This window comes from Streptomyces sp. CNT360 (assembly GCF_000424785.1).
The window spans coordinates 189176-212627 of the sequence record NZ_AUKO01000012.1; the positions used below are offsets into that span (position 1 = coordinate 189176).

Annotated in this window: 20 protein-coding genes and 1 pseudogene; 5 read left to right on the forward strand and 16 right to left on the reverse strand. The window is 71.3% G+C overall.

The annotated features are described in order from the left end of the window. Positions 1-36: 36 nt before the first annotated feature. The 4 genes from nshR to H297_RS0113890 form a co-directional block, all read right to left on the reverse strand. Positions 37-858 carry an NshR/TsnR family 23S rRNA methyltransferase gene (gene nshR / locus H297_RS0113875; RefSeq protein WP_027737551.1) on the reverse strand — a complete coding sequence of 274 codons (822 nt, stop codon included), beginning with the start codon at positions 856-858 and terminating at the stop codon, positions 37-39. 97 nt (positions 859-955) lie between these two features. Then, positions 956-2011, reverse strand: a complete 1056-nt coding sequence (lplAB, locus tag H297_RS0113880; protein ID WP_027737552.1) for a lipoate-protein ligase LplAB — start codon at positions 2009-2011, stop codon at positions 956-958. Between the two features lie 9 nt (positions 2012-2020). Then, positions 2021-2518, reverse strand: coding sequence for a hypothetical protein (locus H297_RS0113885; protein ID WP_027737553.1), 498 nt, complete (start codon positions 2516-2518; stop codon positions 2021-2023). A gap of 190 nt (positions 2519-2708) precedes the next feature. Beyond that, positions 2709-3467 carry a 3-oxoacyl-ACP reductase family protein gene (locus H297_RS0113890; RefSeq protein ID WP_027737554.1) on the reverse strand — a complete coding sequence of 253 codons (759 nt, stop codon included), beginning with the start codon at positions 3465-3467 and terminating at the stop codon, positions 2709-2711. Between the two features lie 194 nt (positions 3468-3661). On the opposite strand from H297_RS0113890, the gene H297_RS0113895 reads away from it, so the two are divergent. From H297_RS0113895 to H297_RS0113905, 3 genes are all read left to right on the forward strand, one after another. After that, positions 3662-4360, forward strand: a complete 699-nt coding sequence (locus tag H297_RS0113895; RefSeq protein WP_027737555.1) for a phenylalanine--tRNA ligase beta subunit-related protein — start codon at positions 3662-3664, stop codon at positions 4358-4360. 234 nt (positions 4361-4594) lie between these two features. Next, entirely contained in the window at positions 4595-6025 is a 1431-nt protein-coding gene (locus H297_RS0113900) for a phytoene desaturase family protein (protein ID WP_027737556.1), read from the forward strand. A 202-nt stretch (positions 6026-6227) separates the two neighbouring features. After that, complete coding sequence (locus H297_RS0113905) at positions 6228-7328, forward strand: glycerate kinase family protein (protein WP_027737557.1); 1101 nt, start codon at positions 6228-6230, stop codon at positions 7326-7328. Positions 7329-7498: 170 nt separating this feature from the next. Here the strand turns inward: H297_RS0113905 and H297_RS0113910 are convergent, their stop codons facing one another. The 10 genes and pseudogenes from H297_RS0113910 to H297_RS36255 form a co-directional block, all read right to left on the reverse strand. Further along, entirely contained in the window at positions 7499-8407 is a 909-nt protein-coding gene (locus tag H297_RS0113910; RefSeq protein WP_027737558.1) for a CDP-alcohol phosphatidyltransferase family protein, read from the reverse strand. Continuing rightward, positions 8394-9083 carry a phosphatidylserine decarboxylase gene (locus H297_RS0113915; RefSeq protein WP_027737559.1) on the reverse strand — a complete coding sequence of 230 codons (690 nt, stop codon included), beginning with the start codon at positions 9081-9083 and terminating at the stop codon, positions 8394-8396. The genes H297_RS0113910 and H297_RS0113915 overlap by 14 nt, the downstream gene beginning before the upstream one ends. Positions 9084-9252: 169 nt before the next feature. Continuing rightward, entirely contained in the window at positions 9253-10467 is a 1215-nt protein-coding gene (locus H297_RS0113920) for an acyl-CoA dehydrogenase family protein (RefSeq protein ID WP_027737560.1), read from the reverse strand. Position 10468: 1 nt separating this feature from the next. Further along, positions 10469-10993 carry a MaoC family dehydratase gene (locus H297_RS0113925; RefSeq protein ID WP_027737561.1) on the reverse strand — a complete coding sequence of 175 codons (525 nt, stop codon included), beginning with the start codon at positions 10991-10993 and terminating at the stop codon, positions 10469-10471. Position 10994: 1 nt separating this feature from the next. Further along, positions 10995-11966 (reverse strand): HpcH/HpaI aldolase/citrate lyase family protein, encoded by a 972-nt coding sequence (locus tag H297_RS0113930; RefSeq protein ID WP_027737562.1) that lies wholly within the window; start codon positions 11964-11966, stop codon positions 10995-10997. Next, positions 11967-14087: a protein meaA gene (locus H297_RS36250; RefSeq protein WP_037794063.1), complete on the reverse strand. Its 2121-nt coding sequence runs from the start codon at positions 14085-14087 to the stop codon at positions 11967-11969. Positions 14088-14095: 8 nt separating this feature from the next. Beyond that, a complete protein-coding gene (gene ccrA / locus H297_RS0113940; protein ID WP_027737563.1) occupies positions 14096-15433 on the reverse strand; it encodes a crotonyl-CoA carboxylase/reductase in 1338 nt (445 codons plus the stop codon). A 314-nt stretch (positions 15434-15747) separates the two neighbouring features. Then, positions 15748-17301: an amino acid permease gene (locus H297_RS0113945; protein WP_078514034.1), complete on the reverse strand. Its 1554-nt coding sequence runs from the start codon at positions 17299-17301 to the stop codon at positions 15748-15750. Positions 17302-17393: 92 nt separating this feature from the next. Continuing rightward, positions 17394-18185, reverse strand: a complete 792-nt coding sequence (locus H297_RS0113950) for a TetR family transcriptional regulator (RefSeq protein WP_027737565.1) — start codon at positions 18183-18185, stop codon at positions 17394-17396. Between the two features lie 89 nt (positions 18186-18274). Continuing rightward, positions 18275-20040 (reverse strand): annotated as a pseudogene (locus tag H297_RS36255) (3-hydroxyacyl-CoA dehydrogenase family protein). A gap of 384 nt (positions 20041-20424) precedes the next feature. Between H297_RS36255 and H297_RS0113960 the strand changes: the two are divergent. Together H297_RS0113960 and H297_RS0113965 are read left to right on the forward strand one after the other, a co-directional pair. Continuing rightward, on the forward strand, positions 20425-21009 hold the full coding sequence (locus H297_RS0113960; protein ID WP_027737566.1) for a PBS lyase: 585 nt from the start codon (positions 20425-20427) through the stop codon (positions 21007-21009). A gap of 69 nt (positions 21010-21078) precedes the next feature. Further along, entirely contained in the window at positions 21079-21642 is a 564-nt protein-coding gene (locus H297_RS0113965; RefSeq protein ID WP_027737567.1) for a pyridoxamine 5'-phosphate oxidase family protein, read from the forward strand. 140 nt (positions 21643-21782) lie between these two features. Here H297_RS0113965 and H297_RS0113970 read toward each other — a convergent pair whose 3' ends face one another. Continuing rightward, positions 21783-22211 (reverse strand): RidA family protein, encoded by a 429-nt coding sequence (locus H297_RS0113970; RefSeq protein WP_027737568.1) that lies wholly within the window; start codon positions 22209-22211, stop codon positions 21783-21785. Positions 22212-22223: 12 nt separating this feature from the next. After that, positions 22224-23303 (reverse strand): Rv2578c family radical SAM protein, encoded by a 1080-nt coding sequence (locus tag H297_RS0113975; RefSeq protein ID WP_027737569.1) that lies wholly within the window; start codon positions 23301-23303, stop codon positions 22224-22226. Positions 23304-23452 lie beyond the last annotated feature (149 nt).

Genomic DNA, 23452 nt, shown 5'->3' on the forward strand with positions numbered 1-23452 from the left:
GGGGCCGGTGCGCACGGCGCCAGGCGCCGCTCGGGTTCACCGCGTGGTGCGGTCCGCGCCCGGCAGGTTCCGGTGGGCGCGCTCGTGCAGGGCGATCCCGGCCGAGACGGAGACGTTGAGCGACTCGGCCGCCGGGTTGATGGCGATCGACGCCGAGTCGGCCGTCACGCCCTCGAACTCGCGCGACATGCCGGTCTTCTCGCTGCCGAACAGCAGCGCCAACCGCTCGTCGACCTCGCCGAGGTCGCTGACGGACAGGGCCCCGTCCGCCTCGAAGGCCACCAGCCGGGTACCGCTGTCGCGCAGATGGCCGACCGCCTCCGCCCGGGAGGCCAGCACGATCGGCAGGGAGAAGACATACCCGCGGCTCGCCCTGACCAGTCGGCGGTCCGCGATGCTGACCAGATCGCTGTCGACCAGCACGATGCCCCCGGCGCCGAGCGCGAAGGAGGTGCGCACGATCGCGCCGATGTTGCCGACGATCTTCACCCCGTCGAGGACGATGAGGTCGCCGGTCCGGTCGGCCAGATCAGCGAAACGGCACGGCTTCGGCACCCGGGCGATGCCGAACGCCTTGGGCTTCTTGTCGGTCTTGAACACCTGGTTGACCACCGAGGAGCCGATCAGCCGGACCGGCACCCCCCGCTCCCGGCACGCGTCCAGCAGCTCCTTAGGCAGCGGCGCGGTCTCCAACCCGTAGACCTCGATGAAGTCCAGCCCGGCCCGGAGGCATTCCGACAGCGGCTCCGGATCCTCGATCAGCGCCGTCTTGACCACGGATCTCGAATGCTTCGTGACGTCGATGATCCGCTGCACGGCGGGGTCGGATCTGTCGGTGATGACGTCAAGGCTGGTCATGGCCGCACTGTACCGTGAGCGCGGGCGGCCGCCGACGGCCGGCCGTACCCGGGAAACCGCCCAGCGGGCCGCTGTCCTCGCGCCCCGCCCTCGCCGGTCACGGCACCCGTGCGGTCCACTCCTCGCTGGAGTACCGGGTGAGTGCGAGGTCCTCGGCGCGGGCGAGTTCCTCGGGGGTGACGTGGCCCTCGGTGAGGCCGTAGCGGGAGCGGAAGGAGGAGATCATGCGGTCGATGACCTCGCCGCGGGGGAGGCCCGTCTGGCGGCGCAGCGGGTCGACGCGTTTGGCCGCGCTGGCGGTGCCCTTGTCGGACATCTTCTCCTTGCCGACGCGCAGCACGTCCAGCATCTTGGCAGCGTCGATGTCGTAGGACATCGTCACGTGGTGCAGCACGGCTCCCTCGCCGCCGGCGATGCGCTTCTGCGCGGCACCAGCGATCTTGCCCTCCTTCGAGGCGATGTCGTTCAGGGGCAGATACCAGGCCTTGACGCCCATGTCGCCCAGGGCGCCGAGCACCCAGTCGTCGAGGTACGCGTAGGAGTCGGCGAAGGAGAGCCCGGATACCAGGGAGGCGGGCACGGACAGGGAGTAGGTGATGGTGTTGGCGGCCTCCACGAACATGGCGCCGCCACCGGAGATCCGCCGCACGACGGTCACCCCGTGGCGGGCCGCGCCCTGCGGATCCACCTCGTTGCTCAGGGACTGGAAGCTGCCGATGATCACGGCGGGCGCGTCCCACTCCCACACCCGCAGCGTCGGCGAACGGCGGCCGGCGGCGACCTCCTCGGTGAGCACCTGGTCGAGTGCCATGTGCAGGGCGGGGGACTGCGGCGCTTCGTGGACGAGCTGCCAGTCGTGGTCCGTCCAGTCGGTCGCACGGGCGAGGGCGCGGCGCACGGCGACGGCCACGCCCTCGGCCGTGATGCCGTACATCGCGGTCCCCGCGGGCAGTGCCGCCTCGATCCGCGCGGTGAGTCCGGCCGTGTCGGTGTCCGAGGGGGCGCCCTCCAGTGCCTGGTCGATGGCGGCGAGCGCCTCGTCGGGTTCGAGGAAGAAGTCACCGGAGACGCGGACGTCGTGCAGTGCGCCGTCGCGGTCGTCCAGATCGACCACGACGAGCTTGCCGCCCGGAATCTTGTACTCACCGTGCACCCCGGTCGCCTACCTTCCGTAGCGGGTCAGGCCGGGCTCCAACCATACGTCGGAGGTACGGCGGCGGGACCGGCGCGTGTGGCTGACCAGGAGAAAGGTCGACATCAGCACGGTGACCGCCTGGGCGATGAGAGCGAGCCGTCTGTCGTCGGACCAGTGCGGCTCGTACATGTCGGGAAAGGGCCCCAGCTCGCCGACGTCCACGAAGGCGTAGATCAGCAGCAGGGCCAGGCCGCCGGCCGAGACCAGCCAGGCGTAGAGGTCCGGCACGGCGCTCCACCACACCAGCACCAGCAGCGCCCCGAGTGCGGCCAGTCCCGCCTCGATGCGGAACAGGTCGCCCTGGCTGATGCCGCCGCTCACCCGGTCGTAGTCGCCGGCCAGGGCGGCGTGCACGTAGGCGGTCACGCCGAGGCCGCCGGCGGACAGCGCGCGGGCGCCGAACTGCACGGCGCGGTACGCCGGTGCGTGGGGCGCGGGTGGACGGTTGGAGCTGGTCGCGGTCATGGCCTGCGCCTGCCTCTCCCTCTCCCCGGTCGGTGTCCGACGGCGGTGGCCCCCCGGCTCCCACGGGTCGGGCGGCCCGCAGGGAGCCGCCCGACCAGAGCATCACGGGCGTGCCCGGCCGGCCACTCGGCGAGGCCGTACCGCGTACCCCCGCGCGGGCCACGCGGTACGGCCTGGCCGCACGGCCGTGTCAGGCCGCGAAGCCGCCGTCGACCGCGAGGGAGGCGCCCGTGACATACCGGCTCTCGTCCTGTACCAGGTGGGCGACGGAGGCGGCGACCTCCGCGGGCTTCCCGTACCGCCCCAGCATGGTGAGGGCCGCCTGTGCCGGGCCTCCCTCGTCGTCGGCCGGGTTCATGTCGGTGTCGACGGGGCCCGGCGCGACCTGGTTGACGGTGATACCGCGGGCCGCAAGCTCGCGGGCCAGGCCCTTGGTGAGGCCGGAGACCGCCGCCTTGCTCATCGCGTACAGGACCATGCCGGGGAAGGGCACGTGGTCGGAGATGCAACTGCCGAGGTTGACGATCCGGCCGCCGTCGGCCATCCGGGACGCCGCCGCCTGCGCCACCAGGTAGGCGCCGCGGACGTTGGCGGTCAGCACCCGGTCGAGCTCGGCCACGTCCACGGTCCCGAGCGCTCCCATGGCACTGGTGCCCGCGTTGTTGACCAGGATGTCGAGCCGCCCGAACGCGGCGACCGTCCCGTCCACGGCCGCCCGCACCGTCGCGGCGTCCGCGAGATCGACCTGCCCGGTCCATGCCCTGCTGCCGGCCTGCTTGATCTGTTCGGCCACCTCGTGGGCGCCCTCGGCGTGCGACTGGTACGTGAGCGCCACGTCCGCGCCGTCCGCCGCCAGCCGCAGGGCGACCGCCGCCCCGATGCCCCGGCTGCCGCCGGTGACCAGGGCCGCCTTACCGGCCAGCGGCTTGCGGGTGGTGTCGGTGTGCATCGTCGTCTCCTGAGTCTTTCTCGTCGTCGGACTTGCCATGGCTCGATCCTGGGGTCGCGAAGAGGCGGAATCCGGCGCTATTCGGACGGCGCTCTCCGACCGGCACGGCGGTCGCACCTGTTGCACCTGCTGGTACGGTGCAATGAACCGAGCGGCCTTCGTGCCGCACGTACGACGAGGAGCGGGACGCCCACATGAGCACGACCGAAGAGTGGCTGCAGGCCGCTTCCATCGACCCGTCCGTCGGAGAGCTGCGCCCGGACTACCGCGCGCTGCTGGTCGCCGCCGAGGGGCTGCGTCCGGGGCCGAGCGACGCGTTCAGCGAGGAGCTGCTCGCCGAGGCCGAGGCGAAGGCCTCCGATCCCGAGCAGCATCCGCACGTCGCCGCCTGGCGGGAGGCGTTCCGCTCCTTCGGGGCGAAGCCCAAGCGCACCCGCCCCAGCGTCGACGCCCTGCTGCGGCGCGCCCCGGAGGGGCTGCCCCGCATCGACCGGCTGACCGACCTCTACAACGCGGTCTCCGTCGCCCACGTCGTCCCGCTCGGCGGCGAGGACCTCGACCACTACGCGGGCCCGCTCCGGCTGACCCGCGCCGAGGGCACCGAGCCGTTCGAACTGATGTCGGGCGGCGAGTCGGTGACGGAGCATCCCCGACCCGGCGAGGTCGTCTGGCGCGACGACCAGGGCGTCACCTGCCGCCGCTGGAACTGGCGTCAGTGCGTGCGCACCCGGCTGACGACGGACACCACGCGCGCGGTCTTCCTCCTCGACGCCCTCGACGCCATGGACGACCCCGCCCTGGAAGCCGCCGGCCGGGCCCTGGCAAACGCCCTCCTGGCGAGCAGTCCCGGCGCCCGGACGGCCACCCGCCTGCTGCGCGCCCCCACTTCCTGACAGGCCCGCCCGCCGGGCCGGCGGCAGTCCGGAGGTGCCCCTCCCGCCCCACGCGGGGTGGCCACGCTCGCCGCACGGGAGCACGGTTCGCGCTCTCGCGCGGCGGCAACGCGCTCCCCGGCGGCAGCGCGTGACGCGGACACGACGCGGCGTATGGTGGGCCTCCTGCGCGGCCGGACCGCCCAGCGGAACGGACCGGTGAGCAGCGACCGCCGACGGCGAGAGGAGCCACACGTGCCAGCGATCCGGGACGCGGTCGTCGTCGGAGCGGGGCCCAACGGGCTGACCGCGGCAGTGGAGTTGGCCCGCCGCGGCTTCGATGTCGAACTGTTCGAGGCAAAGGACGCCGTGGGCGGCGGGGCCCGCACCGAGGAGCTCACGCTGCCGGGCTTCCGCCACGACACCTGCTCGGCCGTCCACCCCACCGGCGCCGGATCGCCCGCCTTCCGTGCCATGCCCCTGGAGCGGTACGGGCTGCGATGGCTGCACCCCGAACTGCCGCTGGCCCACCCGTTCCCCGACGGCAGCGCCGCCGTACTGTCGCGCTCGGTGGGGGAGACGGCGGCCTCGCTCGGCCCGCGCGACGCCGGCGCCTACCGCCGCCTGGTGGCCCCCTACCTCGGCCGCTGGGAGTCGCTCGCCGACGACTTCTTCGGCTACGGCTCCGTGCTCAACGGCCGCCTGCCCGCCGCCCCCGTCCAGCTCGCCCGCTTCGGCCTCACCGGGCTGCAGCCGGTCACCTGGTCCCGGCTGCGGTTCCGGGACGCCAAGGGCCCTGCGCTGCTCGCCGGGATGGCCGGGCACGTCATCGCGCCCATGAACAACCCGTTCATGACGGCGCCCGCCCTGGTCTTCGCCCTCGCCGCCCACGCGGTCGGCTGGCCCTTTCCGCGCGGGGGCTCCCAGGCGATCTCCGACGCGCTCGCCGGCTACCTGCGCGCCCTCGGCGGCACGATCCACACCGGTGTCGAGGTGAGACGCCTCGACGAGCTGCCGCCCGCCCGCGCCTACGTCTTCGACACCTCGCCGACCGCGCTCGCCCGGATCGCCGGTCTGGGCGGTGCGTACGACGGCGTCCGCTACGGCGCCAGCGTCTTCAAGATCGACTACGCGCTGGACGGTCCCGTCCCGTGGACCTCACCGGAGGCCGGCCGGGCCGGGACGGTGCACGTCGGGCCCACCCTCGGCGACATCGACACCGCGATGAAGGACGCCGTCGTGCGCGGCCGCGCCCCGCAGCGGCCGCTGTTGATCACCGCGCAGCCCAGCCTGGTCGACCCGACCCGCGCCCCCGAGGGCAAGCACGTCTTCTGGGCGTACGGCCATCTGCCCAACGGCTGGGAGGGGGACGCCACCGATGCCGTCGAGCGCCAGATCGAGCGCTTCGCGCCGGGCTTCCGCGACCGGGTCCTCGCCCGCGCCACCGCAGGGCCGCCCGCGCTCGCCCTCCGCAACGCCAACTACGTCGGCGGCGACATCTCCTGCGGCTCCGCGGCGGGACTCCGCCTGCTGATCCGGCCCAAGCTCACGCGGGTCCCGTACGAGACCGCACACCCCTCCGTCTACCTGTGCTCCTCCGCGACCCCGCCCGGACCCGGCGTGCACGGCATGGCGGGGCACCACGCGGCGCGTGCGGTCTGGCGCCGGCTGCGCCGCCGCAGCTAGCCGGTCCCGCGGTGGCCGCCCTCTCCGTGCGGGCCGGCGAAGGAGCGGCTCCCCGGCGTCGCGGGCGGGCTCCCGGCGGCGGCCCCATGGTCCGAGGAGCCCCTCGGCAGATAGGGTCACGAGGGCGCGACTGCCTGTTCGAACAACAGAGAGACCCAGGGGCAGAACCATGACTACGACGGCGCGGACCACACCGGCGCGCGTGCTGATCGCCGCGGACAAGTTCAAGGGATCGCTGACGGCCGTCGAGGTCGCCGACCGCGTGACGGCCGGAATCCGGAAGGCGCACCCCGAGGCGGAGGTCGAAGCCGTCCCGGTGGCCGACGGCGGCGACGGCACCGTCGCGGCCGCCGTCGCGGGCGGTTTCACCCGCCACGAGGTCGAGGTCACCGGGCCGACCGGCGCGCCCGTCACCGCAGCCTTCGCCTTCCGCGAGGGCACGGCTGTCGTGGAGATGGCCGAAGCCTCCGGTCTCCAGCACCTGCCGCCCGGCGTCTTCGTCCCGCTCACCGCCACCACCTACGGCGTCGGCGAGCTGCTGCTGGCCGCCCTGGATGCGGGCGCCACCACGATCATCCTCGGCGTCGGCGGCTCCGCCACCACCGACGGCGGCGCCGGCATGCTCGACGCCCTCGGCGCCCGGCTGCTCGACCGCGACGGGGACTCCGTGCCGTGGGGCGGCGGCGGGCTGCGCGAGCTCGTCAGCGCGGACCTGTCCGGCATCGACGCGCGGCTGAAGGGTGTCGAGGTCGTCCTCGCCAGCGACGTCGACAACCCGCTGACCGGCCCCAAGGGCGCGGCCGCGGTGTACGGCCCGCAGAAGGGGGCGAGCGACGAGGACGTGAAGCTGCTCGACGGCGCGCTCGCCCACCTGGCCGAGGTCCTGGGGGAGCAGGAGGCCGCCGCGTCGCCCGGCGCGGGTGCCGCGGGCGGTATCGGCTTCGGCGCCCTGATCGGGCTCCGCGCGCGGTTCCGGCCCGGCATCGACATCCTCATGGAGGAGCTGGGTGTGGAGGCCGCCATCGGGCGGGCATCCCTCGTGATCACCGGGGAGGGCTCGCTGGACGAGCAGACCCTGCACGGCAAGGCGCCCGCCGGTGTGGCGGCTGCCGCCCGCAAGGCGGGGAAGCCCGTGGTCGCCGTGTGCGGGCGGCTCGCCATCGACGCCAAGCAGCTGAAGGCCGCCGGTATCGAGCGGGCCTACGCCCTCACGGACATCGAGTCGGACGTCCAGCGGTGCATCGCCGAGGCGGGCCCGTTGCTGGAGCAGCTCGCCGAGCGCCTGGCCACCGACCGGCTCTGAAGCTTCCTGCCCTTCCGGGGCCCCGCGCCCCAGCGAGGCGCGCGGGGACGGGAAGAAGCCCGCACGAGCTGGTGAGGGGGCGGAACGGAGCCGTCCACACATGCGAGAGGGGCCCGCCACCGTGGCGGGCCCCTCTCGCATATGTGTCTGGACGCAGCGGCGACTGTCGGCTAGCCCTGGGCGGCGGCCCGGGCCTCGCGGCGGTTGTCGCGGAAGGTGTTCACGCGGCGGGCCGTCGCGAACAGCGGGATCACGGCGCCGAGGACCACCTGGAGGGCGCAGCCCGTCTGCAGCAGCAGCTCACCGCCGGGGGCGTCGAACGCCCAGGAGGCCAGCAGCCCCATGCTGAGCACGATCCAGCAGAGCATCGCCACCGCGAGCCGCCCCCGCGGCTTGGGGTACTCGACGCGGCTGACCATCAGCCAGGCCACGCCCAGGATGCCCAGCGCGGTGGGCACGAACGGCAGCTCCAGCAGCACGACCGAGATGACCGTCAATGCCCCGAAGGGCCCTGGCATCCCCTGGAACATCCCGTTCCGCATGGGTACGCAGGAGAACCGCGCAAGCCGCAGCACCACCGCCAGCAGCACCACGATCGCGGCGACCACAGAGACGCGCTGGTTGGCGTCGTTGGCGACCATGCCCCAGACGGCCACGAAGTAGGCCGGAGCCAGCCCGAAGCTGATCAGGTCGGAGAGGTTGTCCAGCTCGGCGCCCATGGCCGAGCTGCGCAGCTTGCGGGCGACCAGCCCGTCGAAGAGGTCGAAGACGGCCGCCATCAGCATCAGCACCACGGCGGTGGCGGCGCTGTGCCGGGCCATCCCGCCGTCCTCGCTGCCCGTCAGGTGCGGGATGAGGACGCCCGTGGTGGTGAAGTACACCGCCATGAAGCCGCAGGTGGCGTTGCCCAGCGTAAGGGTGTCCGCGATGGACAGCCGGGTCGACAGCGGCATCTCGTCGTCGGCGTCGTCCTCGAAGCCGTCCGCGGTGAACTCGTCCACGAAGTCGGCGTTCCGCTCGGTGGTGCGGTCGACGCCGGGAGCCCAGGTGGGCTGTGCGTCAGGATCAATCACGGTCAAGGCGAGTCACCCCCGCTGTCGTGGTCTGGCCGACCTCCACGGCAGCCTCGATCCCCTTGGGGAGGTAGACATCGACGCGGGAGCCGAACCTGATCAGCCCGAGGCGCTCACCCTGCTCGACCTTGGCACCACTGGGCAGGTACGGAACGATCCGCCGGGCCACGGCGCCGGCGATCTGGACCATCTCGACGTCACCCAGCTCCGTGTCGAAGTGCCAGACGACGCGCTCGTTGTTCTCGCTCTCCTTGTTGAACGCGGGAACGTAACCGCCGGGGATGTGCTCGACGGACGTCACGGTGCCGGCCAGCGGCGCCCGGTTGACGTGGACGTTCAGCGGGCTCATGAAGATGGCGACACGGGTCCGGCCGTCCTCCCACGGCATGATGCTCTGCACCACGCCGTCTGCCGGGGAGATCACCCGGCCCTGGCCGATTTCCCGCTCCGGGTCCCGGAAGAACCACAGCATCCCGGCCGCGAGCGCCGTCGCCGGCGCGGCGACCAGCGCGGCGCGCGGCGACTTCCGTACGCGCGCCAGGCCGAGGGCCGCCGTCGCGACGGTCGGCACGAGCCAGGGCGACGCGCCGCGCGCGAGGCGCACGCGGGGCTTGCCGGACGTACCGGAGGCCGGGCCGGACGAGGAGGAGCCGCTGGGAGCAGTGGTAGGGCTGTGGGGCATGAATGACCTTCGTAGCGGAGGGAGCCGCGTAGGTGACAGGGGACGGCGGCTTTCCCGGGATGCTATCGGTTTCTGATGGCAACTGGGCAAGCCAGCGGGCCAGTCAGTGGCCGAAGTCCTGATGCGGGGTGTGATCTTGATCCCCAAGAAAACACCCTGAAAAGGACATTCAGCCCTGGAATCGGTACTCCTCCAGCAACCGACGGCCCACGATCATTTTCTGGATCTCTGCGGTTCCTTCGCCGATCAGCAGCATCGGCGCTTCCCGGTAGAGCCGCTCGATCTCGTATTCCTTGCTGAAACCGTACCCGCCGTGGATCCGGAAGGAGTCCTCGACGACCTCCTTGCAGTACTCGGATGCGAGATATTTGGCCATCCCGGCCTCCAGGTCGTTGCGTTGACCTGAGTCCTTCTTGCGGGCGGCGCCGACCATCAGGGCGTGTGCCGCCTCGACCTTGGTGGCCATCTCGGCCAGTTTGAACTGAATGGCCTGATGCCCGGCGATGGGCTTGCCAAACGTGTGCCGCTGCTGTGCGTAGTCGATACCCAACTCGAATGCACGCTGAGCGACGCCGCAGCCACGGGCGGCGACATTCACCCGGCCGACTTCCACTCCGTCCATCATCTGGTAAAAACCCCGCCCGGTCCGCCCGCCGAGCACGCGATCGGCGGGAATCCGGAGTTCGTCCATGATGAGCTCGGTCGTGTCGACGCCCTTGTAGCCCATCTTCTCGATCTTTCCCGGAATGGTGAGGCCCGGCCTGACCTGGCCGAAACCGGGCTCCTTCGACACCAGGAACGTCGTCATCGACCTGTGCGGGGCCGTGCCCTCCGGGTGCCCCTCGTCCGTGCGGCACAACACGGCCACCAGCGTGGAGGAGCCGCCGTTGGTCAGCCACATCTTCTGCCCCGACAGCAGGAAGTCGCCGGAACCGTCGGCCGCGGGCACGCCCTTGGAGGCGATGGCCGAGACGTCCGAGCCCAGGCCGGGTTCCGACATGGAGAAGGCGCCCCGCACCTCGCCGGTGGCCATCTTCGGCAGGAAGTGGTCCTTCTGTTCGCGGGTGCCGTGCTGCTTGAGCATGTAGGCCACGATGAAGTGCGTATTGATGATGCCCGACACGCTCATCCAGCCCCGGGCGATCTCCTCCACGCACAGCGCATAGGTGAGCAGGGACTCACCGAGTCCGCCGTACTCCTCCGGGATCATCAGACCGAAGATCCCCAGCTCTTTCAGACCCTCCACGATCTCGGCCGGATACGCGTCCTTGTGCTCGAGTTCCGTGGCCACTGGGAGGATCTCTTTGTCGACGAAGTTCCGTACCGTCGAGACGATTTCCCGCTGTATCTCCGTAAGGCCCTCGGTCTGCGCCAGCCTTCCCACCTCACTCACCGCCCTTCGGCGCGGGCTCCCGCAACTCGGGACGGCCCGGCTGCTCCCCGCCGCGTTCTGCAACGTACGTTTGAGTGGGCACCAGCACCTTGCGCCGGAAGACGCACACCAGCGTGCCGTCCTGCTTGTAGCCCTTGGTCTCGACGTGCACGACGCCGCGGTCGCTCCTGGACCTGGACGGTGTCTTGTCCAGGACCGTGGTCTGGCCGTAGACCGTGTCGCCGTGGAAGGTCGGCGCGACGTGCTTGAGCGACTCGATCTCCAGGTTGGCGATGGCCTTGCCCGACACGTCCGGCACCGACATCCCCAGCAGCAGCGAGTAGACGTAGTTGCCCACCACCACGTTCCGGCCGAAGTCCGTCGTCGACCCGGCGTAGTTGCTGTCCAGGTGGAGCGGGTGGTGGTTCATCGTCAGCAGGCAGAACAGGTGGTCGTCGTACTCGGTGACCGTCTTGCCCGGCCAGTGCTTGTACGTGTCGCCGACCGTGAACTCCTCGAAGGTGCGGCCGAACTGCATCTCAGGCCTCCGGAGGGGTGAAGGAGGTGGTGCGCTGCATACCGGCGGCGCGGCCCTTGCCGGAGACGACCAGGGCCATCTTGCGGCTGGCCTCGTCGATCATCTCGTCGCCGAGCATCGCCGAGCCCTTCTTGCCGCCGGCCTCCGAGGTGTAGTAGGCGTACGCGTCCAGGATCAGCTCGGCGTGGTCGTAGTCCTCCTGGGAGGGCGCGAAGACCTCGTTGGAGGCCTCGACCTGGCCCGGGTGGAGCACCCACTTGCCGTCGAAGCCGAGTGCTGCCGCGCGCCGGGCCACCTCGCGGTAGCCCTCGACGTCCCGGATCTGCAGGTAGGGGCCGTCGATGGCCTGGAGGTCGTGGGTACGGGCGGCCATCAGGATCCGCATCAGGATGTAGTGGTAGGCGTCGGCCGGGTAGCCGGGCGGCTGCTGGCCCACCACCAGCGACTTCATGTTGATGGACGCCATGAAGTCCGCGGGCCCGAAGACGATGGTCTCCATCCGGGGCGAGGCGGCGGCGATCTCGTCGACGTTCACCAGGCCCTTGGCGTTCTCGATCTGCGCCTCGATGCCGATGCGGCCGACCTCGTGGCCCATCGTCTTCTCGATCTGGGTCAGCAGCATGTCCAGCGCCTGGATCTGCGCCGCGTCCTGCACCTTGGGCAGCATCACGCAGTCGAGCTCGGCGCCCGCCCCCTCCACGACGGTGACCACGTCGCGGTAGGTCCACTCGGTCGTCCAGTCGTTGACGCGGACCACCCGGGTCTTGCCGCTCCAGTCGCCCTCGTTGAGGAACTTCACGACGGTGTGCCGCGCCTCGGGCTTGGCCAGCGGGGCGCAGGCGTCCTCCAGGTCGAGGAAGACCTGGTCGGCGGGGAGGCCCTGCGCCTTCTCCAGGAACCGCGGGTTGCTGCCGGGTACCGCCAGGCAGGAGCGGCGCGGACGGAGCGCACGCTGCTGGTTCTCGCTGCTCACTTAGCTGACCTCCACTGTTTCTCGCCGGTCGAGCGCGTCGACCCGCTCGCCCGTGCCGTCGCTCGCACTCTCGTTGCGATCGAGCTCGTTCCGTGTCCGGATCTGGTCGACGATACGGCCGATGATCTCGGTGATCCCGAAGTCCTTCGGGGTGAAGACGGCGGCGACGCCTGCCTCGCGCAGCGCCCGCGCGTCCGCCGACGGGATGATCCCGCCCACGACGACGGGCACGTCACCGGCGCCCGCCGTCCGCATCCGCTCCAGCACGTCGGGCACCAGTTCGGCGTGCGAGCCGGAGAGGATGGACAGGCCCACGCAGTGCACGTCCTCGGCGAGAGCCGCCGCGACGATCTCCTTCGGCGTGAGCCTGATGCCCTGGTAGACCACCTCGAAGCCCGCGTCCCTGGCCCGCACGGCGATCTGTTCGGCGCCGTTGCTGTGGCCGTCCAGGCCCGGCTTGCCCACCAGCAGCCGCAGCTTGCCGACGCCCAGCTCCGCGGCGGTACGCTCCGCCTTCGCGCGGACCGCCGCCAGCTCGGACCCCTCCTCGGCGCTGACCGCCACCGGCGCGGAGGAGACCCCCGTGGGGGCGCGGAACTCTCCGAAGACCTCGCGCAGCGCCTCCGACCACTCTCCGGTGGTCACCCCGGCGCGGGCGCACTCCAGCGTGGCCTCCATCAGGTTGCTGCCGTCGGCGGCCGCCTCGCGGAGCGTGCCCAGGGCCTGCTGGACGCTCGGATACAGACCGGGGTCGCGGTTGCCCTCGCGCCAGAACGGCTCGTCCCTGCTCTCCCGCCAGCGCTGGACGGCCGCCACGGTCGCCGCCTCACCGGCGGGGTCGACGGTCAGGATCGCGGTGTCCAGATCGGCGGTCAGCGGGCTGGGCTCGGTCCCCTCGTAGCAGTTGACGCCGACGATCTTCTCCTCGCCCGACTCGATCCGCGCCCGGCGCTCGGCGTGCGAGGCCACGAGCTGGGACTTGAGGTAGCCGGACTCGACGGCTGCCAGTACCCCGCCCATCTCCTCGATCCGCTCCAGCTCGGCCAGCGACTCCTCCACCAGCGCGTCCACCTTCGCCTCGACCACGTGCGAGCCGGCGAAGAGGTCCTCGTACTCCAGCAGGTCGCTCTCGTGCGCCAGCACCTGCTGGATGCGCAGGGACCACTGCTGGTCCCAGGGGCGGGGCAGGCCCAGCGCCTCGTTCCAGGCGGGGAGCTGCACGGCACGGGCGCGGGCGTCCTTGGAGAGGGTGACGGCCAGCATCTCCAGCACGATGCGCTGCACGTTGTTCTCCGGCTGCGCCTCGGTCAGGCCGAGCGAGTTGACCTGCACGCCGTAGCGGAAGCGGCGCAGCTTGGGATCGGTGATGCCGTACCGCTCGCGGGTGATCCGGTCCCAGATGCGGGTGAAGGCCCGCATCTTGCACATCTCCTCGACGAAGCGCACACCCGCGTTCACGAAGAACGAGATCCGTGCGACCACCCGCCCGAACTCCTCGGCCGGCACCTGCCCGCTGTCCCGTACGGCGTCCAGCACCGCGACGGCCGTCGCCATCGCGTAACTGATCTCCTGGACGGGGGTGGCCCCCGCCTCCTGGAGGTGGTAGCTGCAGATGTTGACCGGGTTCCACCTGGGCAGGTGCGTGACCGTGTAGGCGATCATGTCGGTCGTCAGCCGCAGGGAGGGGCCCGGCGGGAAGACGTGCGTCCCGCGCGAGAGGTACTCCTTGACGATGTCGTTCTGCGTCGTCCCCTGCAGCTCCGCCACGCCTTCCTTTCCGAGACCTTGCTCCTCCGCGACCACCTGGTAGAGCGCCAGCAGCCACATGGCGGTGGCGTTGATGGTCATGGAGGTGTTCATCTTCTCCAGCGGGATGCCCTCGAAGAGCCGGCGCATGTCGCCCAGGTGGCTGACTGGCACCCCGACCCGCCCCACCTCGCCGCGCGCGAGCACGTGGTCGGGGTCGTAGCCGGTCTGGGTGGGCAGGTCGAAGGCGACGGACAGCCCGGTCTGGCCCTTGGCGAGGTTGCGCCGGTACAGCTCGTTGGACGCCTCCGCGGTGGAGTGCCCGGCGTACGTGCGCATCAGCCAGGGCCGGTCCTTCTTCTGCGGTTCGCTCATGAGGGCCCTCACACGTTCCGGAACCTGTTGATGGCGTCGAGGTGCCGGGCCCGCTTCTCCGTGTCGCGCACGCCCATCCCCTCCTGCGGGGCCAGGCACAGCACTCCGACCTTGCCCTGGTGCAGGTTGCGGTGCACGTCGTGGGCGGCCTGGCCGGTCTCGTGCAGGGGGTATGTCCTGGAGAGCGTCGGGTGGATCCTTCCCTTGGCTATCAGCCGGTTGGCCTCCCACGCCTCGCGGTAGTTGGCGAAGTGGGACCCGACGATCTGCTTGAGCTGCATCCACAGATAGCGGTTGTCGTAGGTGTGCTCGTAGCCCGAGGTGGAGGCGCAGGTGACGATGGTGCCGCCCTTGCGGGTGACGTAGACGCTCGCGCCGAAGGTCTCGCGCCCCGGGTGCTCGAAGACGATGTCCACGTCCTCGCCGCCGGTCAGCTCGCGGATCCGCTTGCCGAAGCGCTTCCACTCCTTGGGGTCCTGCTGATGCTCGTCCTTCCAGAAGCGGTAGCCCTCGGCCTTGCGGTCGATGATCGCCTCGGCCCCCATGGAGCGGCAGATCTCGGCCTTGTCCCCGCTGGAGACGACGCAGACCGGGTTGGCGCCGCCGGCCAGCGCGAACTGGGTGGCGTAGGAGCCCAGTCCGCCGCTGGCGCCCCAGATGAGCACGTTGTCGCCCTGCTTCATGCCGGCGCCGTTGCGGGAGACGAGCTGACGGTAGGCGGTGGAGTTGACCAGGCCGGGGGCCGCCGCCTCCTCCCAGCTCAGATGGCTGGGCTTGGGCATGAGCTGGTTGGACTTGACCAGCGCGATCTCCGCGAGCCCGCCGAAGTTGGTCTCGAAGCCCCAGATGCGCTGCTCGGGGTCGAGCATCGTGTCGTTGTGGCCGTCGGCGGACTCCAGTTCGACCGACAGGCAGTGCGCCACCACCTCGTCACCGGGCTGCCAGGAGTTGACGCCAGCGCCGGTGCGCAGCACGACACCGGCGAGGTCGGAGCCGATGACGTGGTACGGCAGGTCGTGCCGCTTGGCCAGCGGCGAGAGACGGCCGTAGCGCTCCAGGAAGCCGAAGGTCGACATCGGCTCGAAGACCGAGGTCCACACGGAGTTGTAGTTGACCGAGGAGGCCATCACGGCCACCAGGGCCTCGCCCGGCCCGAGTTCGGGCACGGGCACCTCGTCCAGGTGCAGCGACTTGCGCGGGTCCTTGTCCCGGGTCGCGAGGCCCTCGAACATCCCGGCGTCGTCCTTGTGGACGGTCACGGCGCGGTAGGAGTCGGGCAGCGGCAGGGCGGCGAAGTCCTGCGGCGCGGTGTCGGACGCGAGGATCGCGTCGAGGATCTGGTTCACGGTATGCCTCCGGCGAAGCGCGAAGTCGAAAGAACGCCTGTTGGGGGACGTCGGTGTGAGGCAGCGCCGTCGGTTCGGCTCGTACGGGTGCGCGGGTGTGCGCGGCTCGCTCGTGACGCCAAGCAGCCCGGGGCGGACGCGGATTGTGCCGCGGGGACAGCGACCGGACAGATGCCAAGGTATGACACTCAGTGCCAGCACACAAGACACCCAGTGCCGCAAATTCTCACATGGAGCGAAGAGGTCTCATCTGAGCGATGATTGATCAACGGGGGCAGGCGGTCGCCGTGCGCACGCTTCCCGGTCGCTCCTCGTCAGGGGACGTGGTGCTCCGGCGGTTCCTCGCCGCTGCGCACCCGGCTGCGCCGGCGCCCGTAGGCGGCGTAGACCGCCCCGCCGATCGCCATCCAGGCGGCGAACCGCGCCCACGTCTCGGCGGGCAGGTTGAGCATCAGCCACAGCGAGGCCAGCACCGAGGCGACGGGCAGCGCGGGCACCAGCGGGGTACGGAAGGCGCGCGGCAGGTCCGGCCGGGTGCGCCGCAGGATGACGACACCCAGGGCCACCACGACGAACGCGAACAGCGTGCCGATGTTCACCAGTTCGGCCAGCTCGGCGATGCTGGTGAACCCCGCGATGACCGCCACCACCACCCCCAGCAGCACTGTCGAGCGGTACGGCGTGCCGAAGCGCGGGTGGACCCGCGAGAAGAACTGCGGCAGCAGCCCGTCCCGGCTCATCGCGAAGAACACCCGCGACTGTCCCAGCAGCAGGATCATGCAGACCGTCGTCAGCCCGATCGCCGCGCCGAAGCTGATCAGCCCGGCCCAGAACGGCTGGTCGACCGCCTTGAACGCGTCCGCCAGCGGAGCGTCCACGGACAGTTCGGTGTACTTGCGCATGCCGGTGACCACGATGGAGACGGCGACGTAGAGCACCGTGCAGATGACCAGCGAGCCCAGGATGCCGCGCGGCATGTCGCGCTGCGGGTCGCGGGTCTCCTCGGCGGCGGTGGCCACCACGTCGAAGCCGATGAAGGCGAAGAAGACGACCGCCGCCGCGGTGAAGACGCCCATGACGCCGAACGTGGTCGGCTGGTACCCGGAGAAGAGCTGGACCAGCGGCGCGGCCCAGCCGGCGCCCGAGTCCGCGGTGCCCTGCGCCGGTGGGACGAAGGGGTCGTAGTTCTCGGACGTCACGAAGAAGGCCCCGGCCACGATGACCAGCAGGACGACACCGACCTTGATCGCCACCACGGTCGAGGTGACGCGGGCCGACAGCTTCATGCCCGCCACCAGGATGGCCGTCAGGGCCAGCACCAGCAGACAGGCCAGCAGGTCGAAGCCGAACCCGGTCTCCTCGCTGGTGCCCGAGAGCCACTGCGGCAGGCTCCAGCCCGCGCTGTCCAGCAGGGAGCGCACGTAGCCCGACCAGCCGACCGCCACCACCGCGCAGCCCAGTGCCAGCTCCAGCACGAGATCCCAGCCGATGATCCAGGCGGGCAGCTCACCCAGCGAGGCGTAGGCGAAGGTGTAGGCGGACCCGGCCACCGGGACGGTGGAGGCGAACTCGGCGTAGCACAGGGCGGCCAGCGTGCACACCCCGCCGGCGATGGCGAACGAGACGGCGACCGAAGGGCCCGCAGTCGTCTTGGCGACCTGCCCGGTCAGGACGAAGATGCCGGTGCCGATGACGACGCCGACCCCGAAGACGGTCAGGTCCAGGGCGCTCAGCGACCGCTTGAGACCCCGCTCCGGATCGTCGGTGTCGCGGATCGACTCCTCGACGGACTTGGTACGCAACCACTGTCTGGTCCTCTTGGACCCGTCCGGCGCCACCGACACTGCCGCACCTCCACGTCGCCTCATGCGCCATGGTTCCCGGTCCCCGGGTACGTGGCGGGCGGCGCGGCGCCGGACGCGGTCGCAATTCACCCGACTCCCTCGTCCGCGCGGTGAGGTCAGGTGGTGCCGAGCGCCCGTTCGATGGTGGACATGATCTCGACCAGCGGGGCGTCGGTGCGGGCGACGGTCACCAGCACCTCGTCCCTGCGCTCCACCGCCGCAGCGGGCCGCTCGGTGCCCGGACGGTGCCCGCCGAAGCCGGTACCGAACGTGCGCCGCACGATGGCGAAGGCGTGGTCGAGCTGCGACATCACATCGCCCGTGCCGCCCGAGCGCAGCCACCGCCGCAGCACGTGGTTGTGCGCGGTCACCACGGCCGAGGCGGCGACCTCGGCCAGCAGCGGCTCGTCGTAGCCGCTCACCCCGTCACGGTGCGCGTCCTCGTCGAAGTGGCCCAGCAGATAGCGAGTGAACAGACGTTCGTACCGGGCGACCGAGGCGATCTCCCGTTCCCGCAGTGCGGGCACCTCGCGGGTGAGCTTGTACCGCTCCACGCTGCCCTTGGGAGAGGCGGCGTACATCTTCATGACTTCCTTGATGCCCCGGCACACCGTGTCCAGCGGGTGCTCGTGTGCCGGTGCCGCCTCCAGCACCGCCTGGGCGCGCACCAGGGTGTCGTCGTGGTCGGGGAAGATCGCCTCTTCCTTGGAGCGGAAGTGCCGGAAGAAGGTACGCCGGGCGACACCTGCCGTGGCGGCGATCTCATCCACGGTCGTCGCCTCGTAACCCTTCGTGGCGAAGAGCTCCATGGCCGCCGCGGCCAACTCCCGGCGCACTTTGAGGCGCTGGGATGCGGCGCCGTTCGCACGGGTGCTGGTCGGACGGGAGTTCTTCTCGGGCTCTGGCATGTGGTGAACGTTACATGCCGTGACAGGGGCGGGGGACGGGCCACCGGCTGCCGGCTCCAGCAGCCCGCCCCACCCGGTTCTGCGGCCGGTCACCGGCGTGCGTGCTCGCGGAAACCGCGCCCCGTCCTGCGGCCCAGGCACCCCGCGGAGACCAGGTGCACCAGCAGCGGTGCCGGAGCCGGCCCCGGGTCGCGGAACTCCTCGTGCAGCACCCGTTCGATGGCCAGTGAGACATCGAGCCCGACCACGTCCAGCAGCTCGAAGGGGCCCATCGGGTAGCCGCCGCCCAGCCGCATCGCCGTGTCGATGTCGTCCAGCGAGGCGCAGTGCTCCTCCACCATCTTCACCGCGCTGTTCAGGTACGGGAACAGCAGTGCGTTGACGAGGAAACCCGCCCGGTCAACGCAGTCCACGGGGTGCTTGCGGACCGCGGCGCAGACCTCACGGACGGTGGCGTGCACCTGCTCGTCCGTCAGCACCGTCGTGGCGACCTCGACCAGCTTCATGGCCGGTGCCGGGTTGAAGGAGTGCATCCCGACGATGTCGGCCGGCCGCGAGGTCGCCCGCGCCAAGGCCACCACCGGCAGCGAGGACGTGGTGGTCGCCAGGACGGCGCCCGGCCTGCACACCGCGTCGAGCCGGGCGAACAGCCCCTGTTTGACGGCGAGGTTTTCCGCCACCGCCTCGACCACCAGGTCGGCCCCGGCCAGCGCGCCCAGGGAGCCGGCCGGCGTCCCGCTCGGCCGTCGTCAGCCGCCCCTTGGTGACCGAGCGGTCCAAGGAGGAGCCGACCCGCTCCGCGGCCGCCTTCGCCTTCTGCTCGCTGCGGGCCGCCAGCACGACCGGGAACCCCGCCTTGGCGAACACCTCGGCGATACCGCCCGCCATCGTTCCCGACCCCACGACGCCGACCGAGGCGACGGGGCGGCCCGCGGTGCGCGGCGCCGCAGGGTCCGGGGTGAGGCCGTCGGTAACGGTCTCGGCGCTGCCGGGCGCCGCGTAGGTGTAGAAGCCACGGCCCGCCTTGCGGCCGGTCAGCCCGGCGTCGGCCAACTGGCGCAGGACGGGTGCGGGCGCGTGCAGCCGGTTGTTCGACTGCGCGTACAGCGCCTCCAGCACCGTGCGCGCCGTGTCGGGACCGATCAGATCGAGGAGCGCCAGCGGGCCCATCGGCAGACCGCACCCCAGCTTCATGGCGGAGTCGATGCCCTCGCGGGTGGCGTAGCGCGACTCGTACATCGCCGCTGCGCGGTTCAGGTAGCCGAACAGCAGGCCGTCCGCGACGAACCCGGGTCGGTCACCTACCGTGCTGGGGTCTTTGCCCAACTCCTCGGCGAGCGCGGTGACGGCGGCCACGGCCCGGGGCGAGGTCAGCACGGAGGAGACGATCTCCACGAGCTTCATGGCAGGCGCCGGGTTGCCGAAGTGCAGCCCCAGGACCCGTTCGGGGCGGTCGGAGTCGGCTGCCGGCCGCGTGACGGACAGCGCGTCGGTGCCGGTGGCCGGGATGGGTCCCGGGCCGCACGAGCGTGTCCGGCGCGGCGAACACCTGGCACTTGGTGTCGTAGTCCTCGGGCACCACCTCGATGACCAGGTCGGCTCCGGCCGCCGCCTCGATGCCGGTGAAGGTACGCAACCGCGCGCACCTTTCCCGGCGTTCGTCGTCGGTCATCCTGCCGCGCTCGACCGAGTGCGCCGTGGAGGACTCCAGTGCGGAAACGGCCTGCCGCGCGGCTGCTTCGTTCGTGTCGATGCCGATGACCTCCCGCCCGGACCGGGTGAGAATGTCGGCGATGCCGGTACCCGTCGTGCCGAGGCCGACCACGGCGATCGTGCGCAGGGGAGGACGGTCCATCAGGGGACTCCAGAGGGTGTGACACAGGCCCCCGAGGGGGCACGGCTGATGAGGGTGAGGGTTTCGTGCACTACCGGGCGCGCGGGCGTACACACGCGAGGGGCAGGGGAGTTACCGGTCACGCCCCGTTGCGCGGCCCTGTCCCGGGGCCGGGGCGCGAGGCTTCCGTGCGGGCCGTACGCGTGCGGGAGACGTGCAGGGTCCGCTGTCGAACCGACGTCACTCTCGGCGGTTGCGTCACCAGACCGCCTGAGCGGGGGTACCGCTCTGATGAGCACCGTAACTCGTGGGTAATCAGAAAACCAGGGGTAGAAGCACTTCCACGCTGTGGAACTCGGCAAGGGGAACTCAGCATGGGGGAACTCAGCACGTGAGGGGGACGAAGTGGGTGACGCGTTCCGAGCGCTGATCGACCGTGTGCGGCCCGAGGCCGAGCCCGTCGAGTACGCACGCCTGGTCACACTCGCCAGGCAGCGCGGCACGGAGGCGCGCGACCAGCTCGCCGCCGTGCTGGTGGAGACCGAACGGCCGCTGTGGGCCCGCGAGCTCGCCGCCTTCGCGCTGGGCAACGCCGGGGACAAACGGGCCTTCGAGACCCTGGTCTTCATGCTCAACTACCGCGACCCGGTCCGCTGCGCCAGTGCCGCGCAGGCCCTGGAGCGGTTACGCGACCCCCGCACCGCCAAGGCCGCCGCGGCCCTCGCCACCAACGAGCTGCGCACCGCCTACGCGCTCTACCCGGTACGCCTGCTGACCGCGCTGCGGGCACCCGAGTCGGTCCCCACCCTCATCAACGTCCTCCAGCGGCTGCTCATCGGGCCCTTGCACTACTGGCCGATCGCGGAGGCCTGCGTGGTCGGACTGGGCGCGCTCGGCGACAAACGCGCCGTTCCCGTGCTGGACGCTGCCGCCGAGCACCACCGGCTGTCCCCCTCCGCCAAGGCCGCGCTCGCCCGTATCCCGAGCTGACCCGGTGGCGGTGGCGACATCCCGCCATACCCGACAGAGGATGTCGGGTTACCGCGGCAGGCTGGCCGCATGACGACACACGCACACGCCACCGGGCGCCCGGCGAACTGGGCCGCGTTCCACCGGGCTCAGCCGCAGTTCGCCGCGACCGTCGAGGAGAGGTTCCGCGCCTACACCCACCATGTCCTGGCCACCCTGCGCCAGGACGGCTCACCTCGGCTGACGGGGCTGGAGGTCGACTTCCGGGAGGGGGAGATGTGGCTGGGGATGATGCCGAACTCCCGCAAGGCCCTGGATCTGCGGCGCGACAACCGGTTCGCGATGCACGCCAACCCGGGCACGGGATCCGAGATGGACGGGGGAGACGCACGGGTCTCCGGGCGGGCCGTGGAGGTGACGGATCCGGCCGAGGTCGCACGCTGGGCCGCGGGCGCCCCCGAAGGCACGGTGCCCGAGGTCTTCCACCTCTTCCGCGTCGAGGTGGAGGAGGTGGTGCGGGTCACGATCGAGATGCCCGACATCGTCTTCCGTACCTGGCGCCCGGGGCGGCCGGTGCGCACCATCAGGCGGGGCAACGACGACGCCCCGCCCCGCGAGGACGTGGTCCCGCCTCGCGGGGACGGGGCGAGCTGACTGCCGGTGTGCCGCGCCACCGGTGACGGGACCGGCGGGGGCGACGGCTCCGGTCACTGCGCCGGAGCCGGCCCCGCCCGGGGCCGCGGCCCGGCCCGCCCGCTCGTGTGCCGGACGGGGACGGTGGGGCGGGCGGTGCCCTACGACGGGCGGAGCGAGGGCGCCTGCGCGGTGCGGGGCAGCACGGCGAGCGCCTCGACCTCGATCAGCAGTTCGGGCCGGATCAGCCCGGCGACCTGGACGGCGCTGCACGCGGGAAGGCGCTGCGGCGCCAGATACCGGTCACGTGCGGCCCGCAGGGCGGGCATCACCGCCAGGTCCGTCACGAAGAAGGTGAACTTCGCGACGTCCGCGAACGTGGCGCCGGCCTCGTCCAGGCAGCGCGCCATGTTGGCGAACACCTGCTCGGCCTGCGCCGCCGGGTCCCCCTCGCCGACGACCTTCCCGTCCGCGTCGAGCGCCACCTGGCCGGAGACCGCGACGATTCGGCCCTCTCCGTGGACGACGTGGCTGTAGCCGTTGCCGGGGGCGAGGCCCTCCGGGGTGACGATCTGTTCGAGTGCTGACATGGACGCATGCTCTCAGAGCAACGTGAGCTGCGTGCAGCGCGCGTCCTCGTGCGCGCTGCCGTGTGCGCCAGGGTGTTCGTCCTGGTCCGGCCCGCCCGCCGGCGCCGCCGGCTCGATCCGCCGCGCCGCCCCGGAGGTCGAGGGCCCCACTCCGTACTCGGCGGCCAGCTCGTGGACCTGCCGGGTGATGCGCCGCTGGTACCACTTGGGGGCGTAGGCGCCGTTCGCGTACAGCGCCTCGTAGTGCCGCACCAGGTGCGGGTGGTGCTGGTGCAGCCAGCGGAAGTACCACTCGCGGGCGCCGGGGCGCAGATGCAGGGCGAGCGGTGTGACGGAGGTGGCGCCGGCCGCCGCGAGGGCCCGTACGGTCGTGCGCAACTGGGCGGGCGTGTCCCCCAGGAACGGGAGCACCGGAGCCATCAGCACCCCGCACGGGATGCCGTGCTCGGTCAGCCGCCGTATGACGTCCAGCCGTCGCTGCGGGGCGGGAGTGCCCGGCTCGACGGAACGCCACAGGTCCTCGTCCGTGAAGCCGACGGACACCGAGATGCCGACATCCGTGACGGCTGCGGCGGAGCGCAGCAGATCCAGGTCGCGCAGGATGAGCGTGCCCTTGGTGAGGATGGAGAAGGGGTTGGCGTGGTCACGCAGGGCCGTGAGGATGCCGGGCATCAGCCGGTACCGCCCTTCAGCTCTTTGGTAGCAGTCCACGTTCGTGCCCATCGCGATGTGCTGGCCGCGCCAGCGGGGGCTGCTCAGCTCCTTGCGCAGGAGCTCGGGAGCGTTGACCTTGACGACGATCTGGGTGTCGAACCCGGTGCCGGTGTCCAGGTCGAGATAGCTGTGGGTCTTGCGGGCGAAGCAGTAGACGCAGGCGTGCGAGCAGCCGCGGTAGGGGTTCACCGTCCATTCGAACGGCATCCGTGAGGCGCCGGGCACCTTGTTCACCAGGGAGCGGGCTCGCACCTCGTGGAACGTGATGCCCCGGAACTCCGGAGTATCGAACGTCCGGGTGACGGCGGAGGTGCCGAAGAGGGCAGGCGCGGCGGTCCGGCCGTGTTCGTCGGTGTCCCTCAGTTCGTCCCAGCGCATGTGCGGCCTCCTTGGTGTGGTGTCGCGTCCCTCTGGCGGCACTGTCGCTCTCTCGGTCTCCAACAATAGAACAACTGTTCCCATGGATCGTGTCAAGCTGGATTTGGGCGCCCGGGGCCGGGGTGATTGGCTGGCCCCGACGTCCGTAA

Coding starts and splice junctions, on each gene's coding strand:
- H297_RS0113925 (WP_027737561.1), bottom strand. CDS start 10,993: ATGCAGTTCGGCCGCACCTTCGAGGAGTTCACGGTCGGCGACACGTAC.
- H297_RS0113975 (WP_027737569.1), bottom strand. CDS start 23,303: ATGCGCTGGGACGAACTGAGGGACACCGACGAACACGGCCGGACCGCC.
- H297_RS0113945 (WP_078514034.1), bottom strand. CDS start 17,301: ATGAGGCGACGTGGAGGTGCGGCAGTGTCGGTGGCGCCGGACGGGTCC.
- H297_RS0113895 (WP_027737555.1), top strand. CDS start 3,662: ATGAGCACGACCGAAGAGTGGCTGCAGGCCGCTTCCATCGACCCGTCC.
- H297_RS0113965 (WP_027737567.1), top strand. CDS start 21,079: ATGACGACACACGCACACGCCACCGGGCGCCCGGCGAACTGGGCCGCG.
- H297_RS0113890 (WP_027737554.1), bottom strand. CDS start 3,467: ATGCACACCGACACCACCCGCAAGCCGCTGGCCGGTAAGGCGGCCCTG.
- H297_RS0113885 (WP_027737553.1), bottom strand. CDS start 2,518: ATGACCGCGACCAGCTCCAACCGTCCACCCGCGCCCCACGCACCGGCG.
- H297_RS0113915 (WP_027737559.1), bottom strand. CDS start 9,083: ATGCCCCACAGCCCTACCACTGCTCCCAGCGGCTCCTCCTCGTCCGGC.
- H297_RS0113950 (WP_027737565.1), bottom strand. CDS start 18,185: ATGCCAGAGCCCGAGAAGAACTCCCGTCCGACCAGCACCCGTGCGAAC.
- nshR (WP_027737551.1), bottom strand. CDS start 858: ATGACCAGCCTTGACGTCATCACCGACAGATCCGACCCCGCCGTGCAG.
- H297_RS0113970 (WP_027737568.1), bottom strand. CDS start 22,211: ATGTCAGCACTCGAACAGATCGTCACCCCGGAGGGCCTCGCCCCCGGC.
- H297_RS36250 (WP_037794063.1), bottom strand. CDS start 14,087: ATGAGCGAACCGCAGAAGAAGGACCGGCCCTGGCTGATGCGCACGTAC.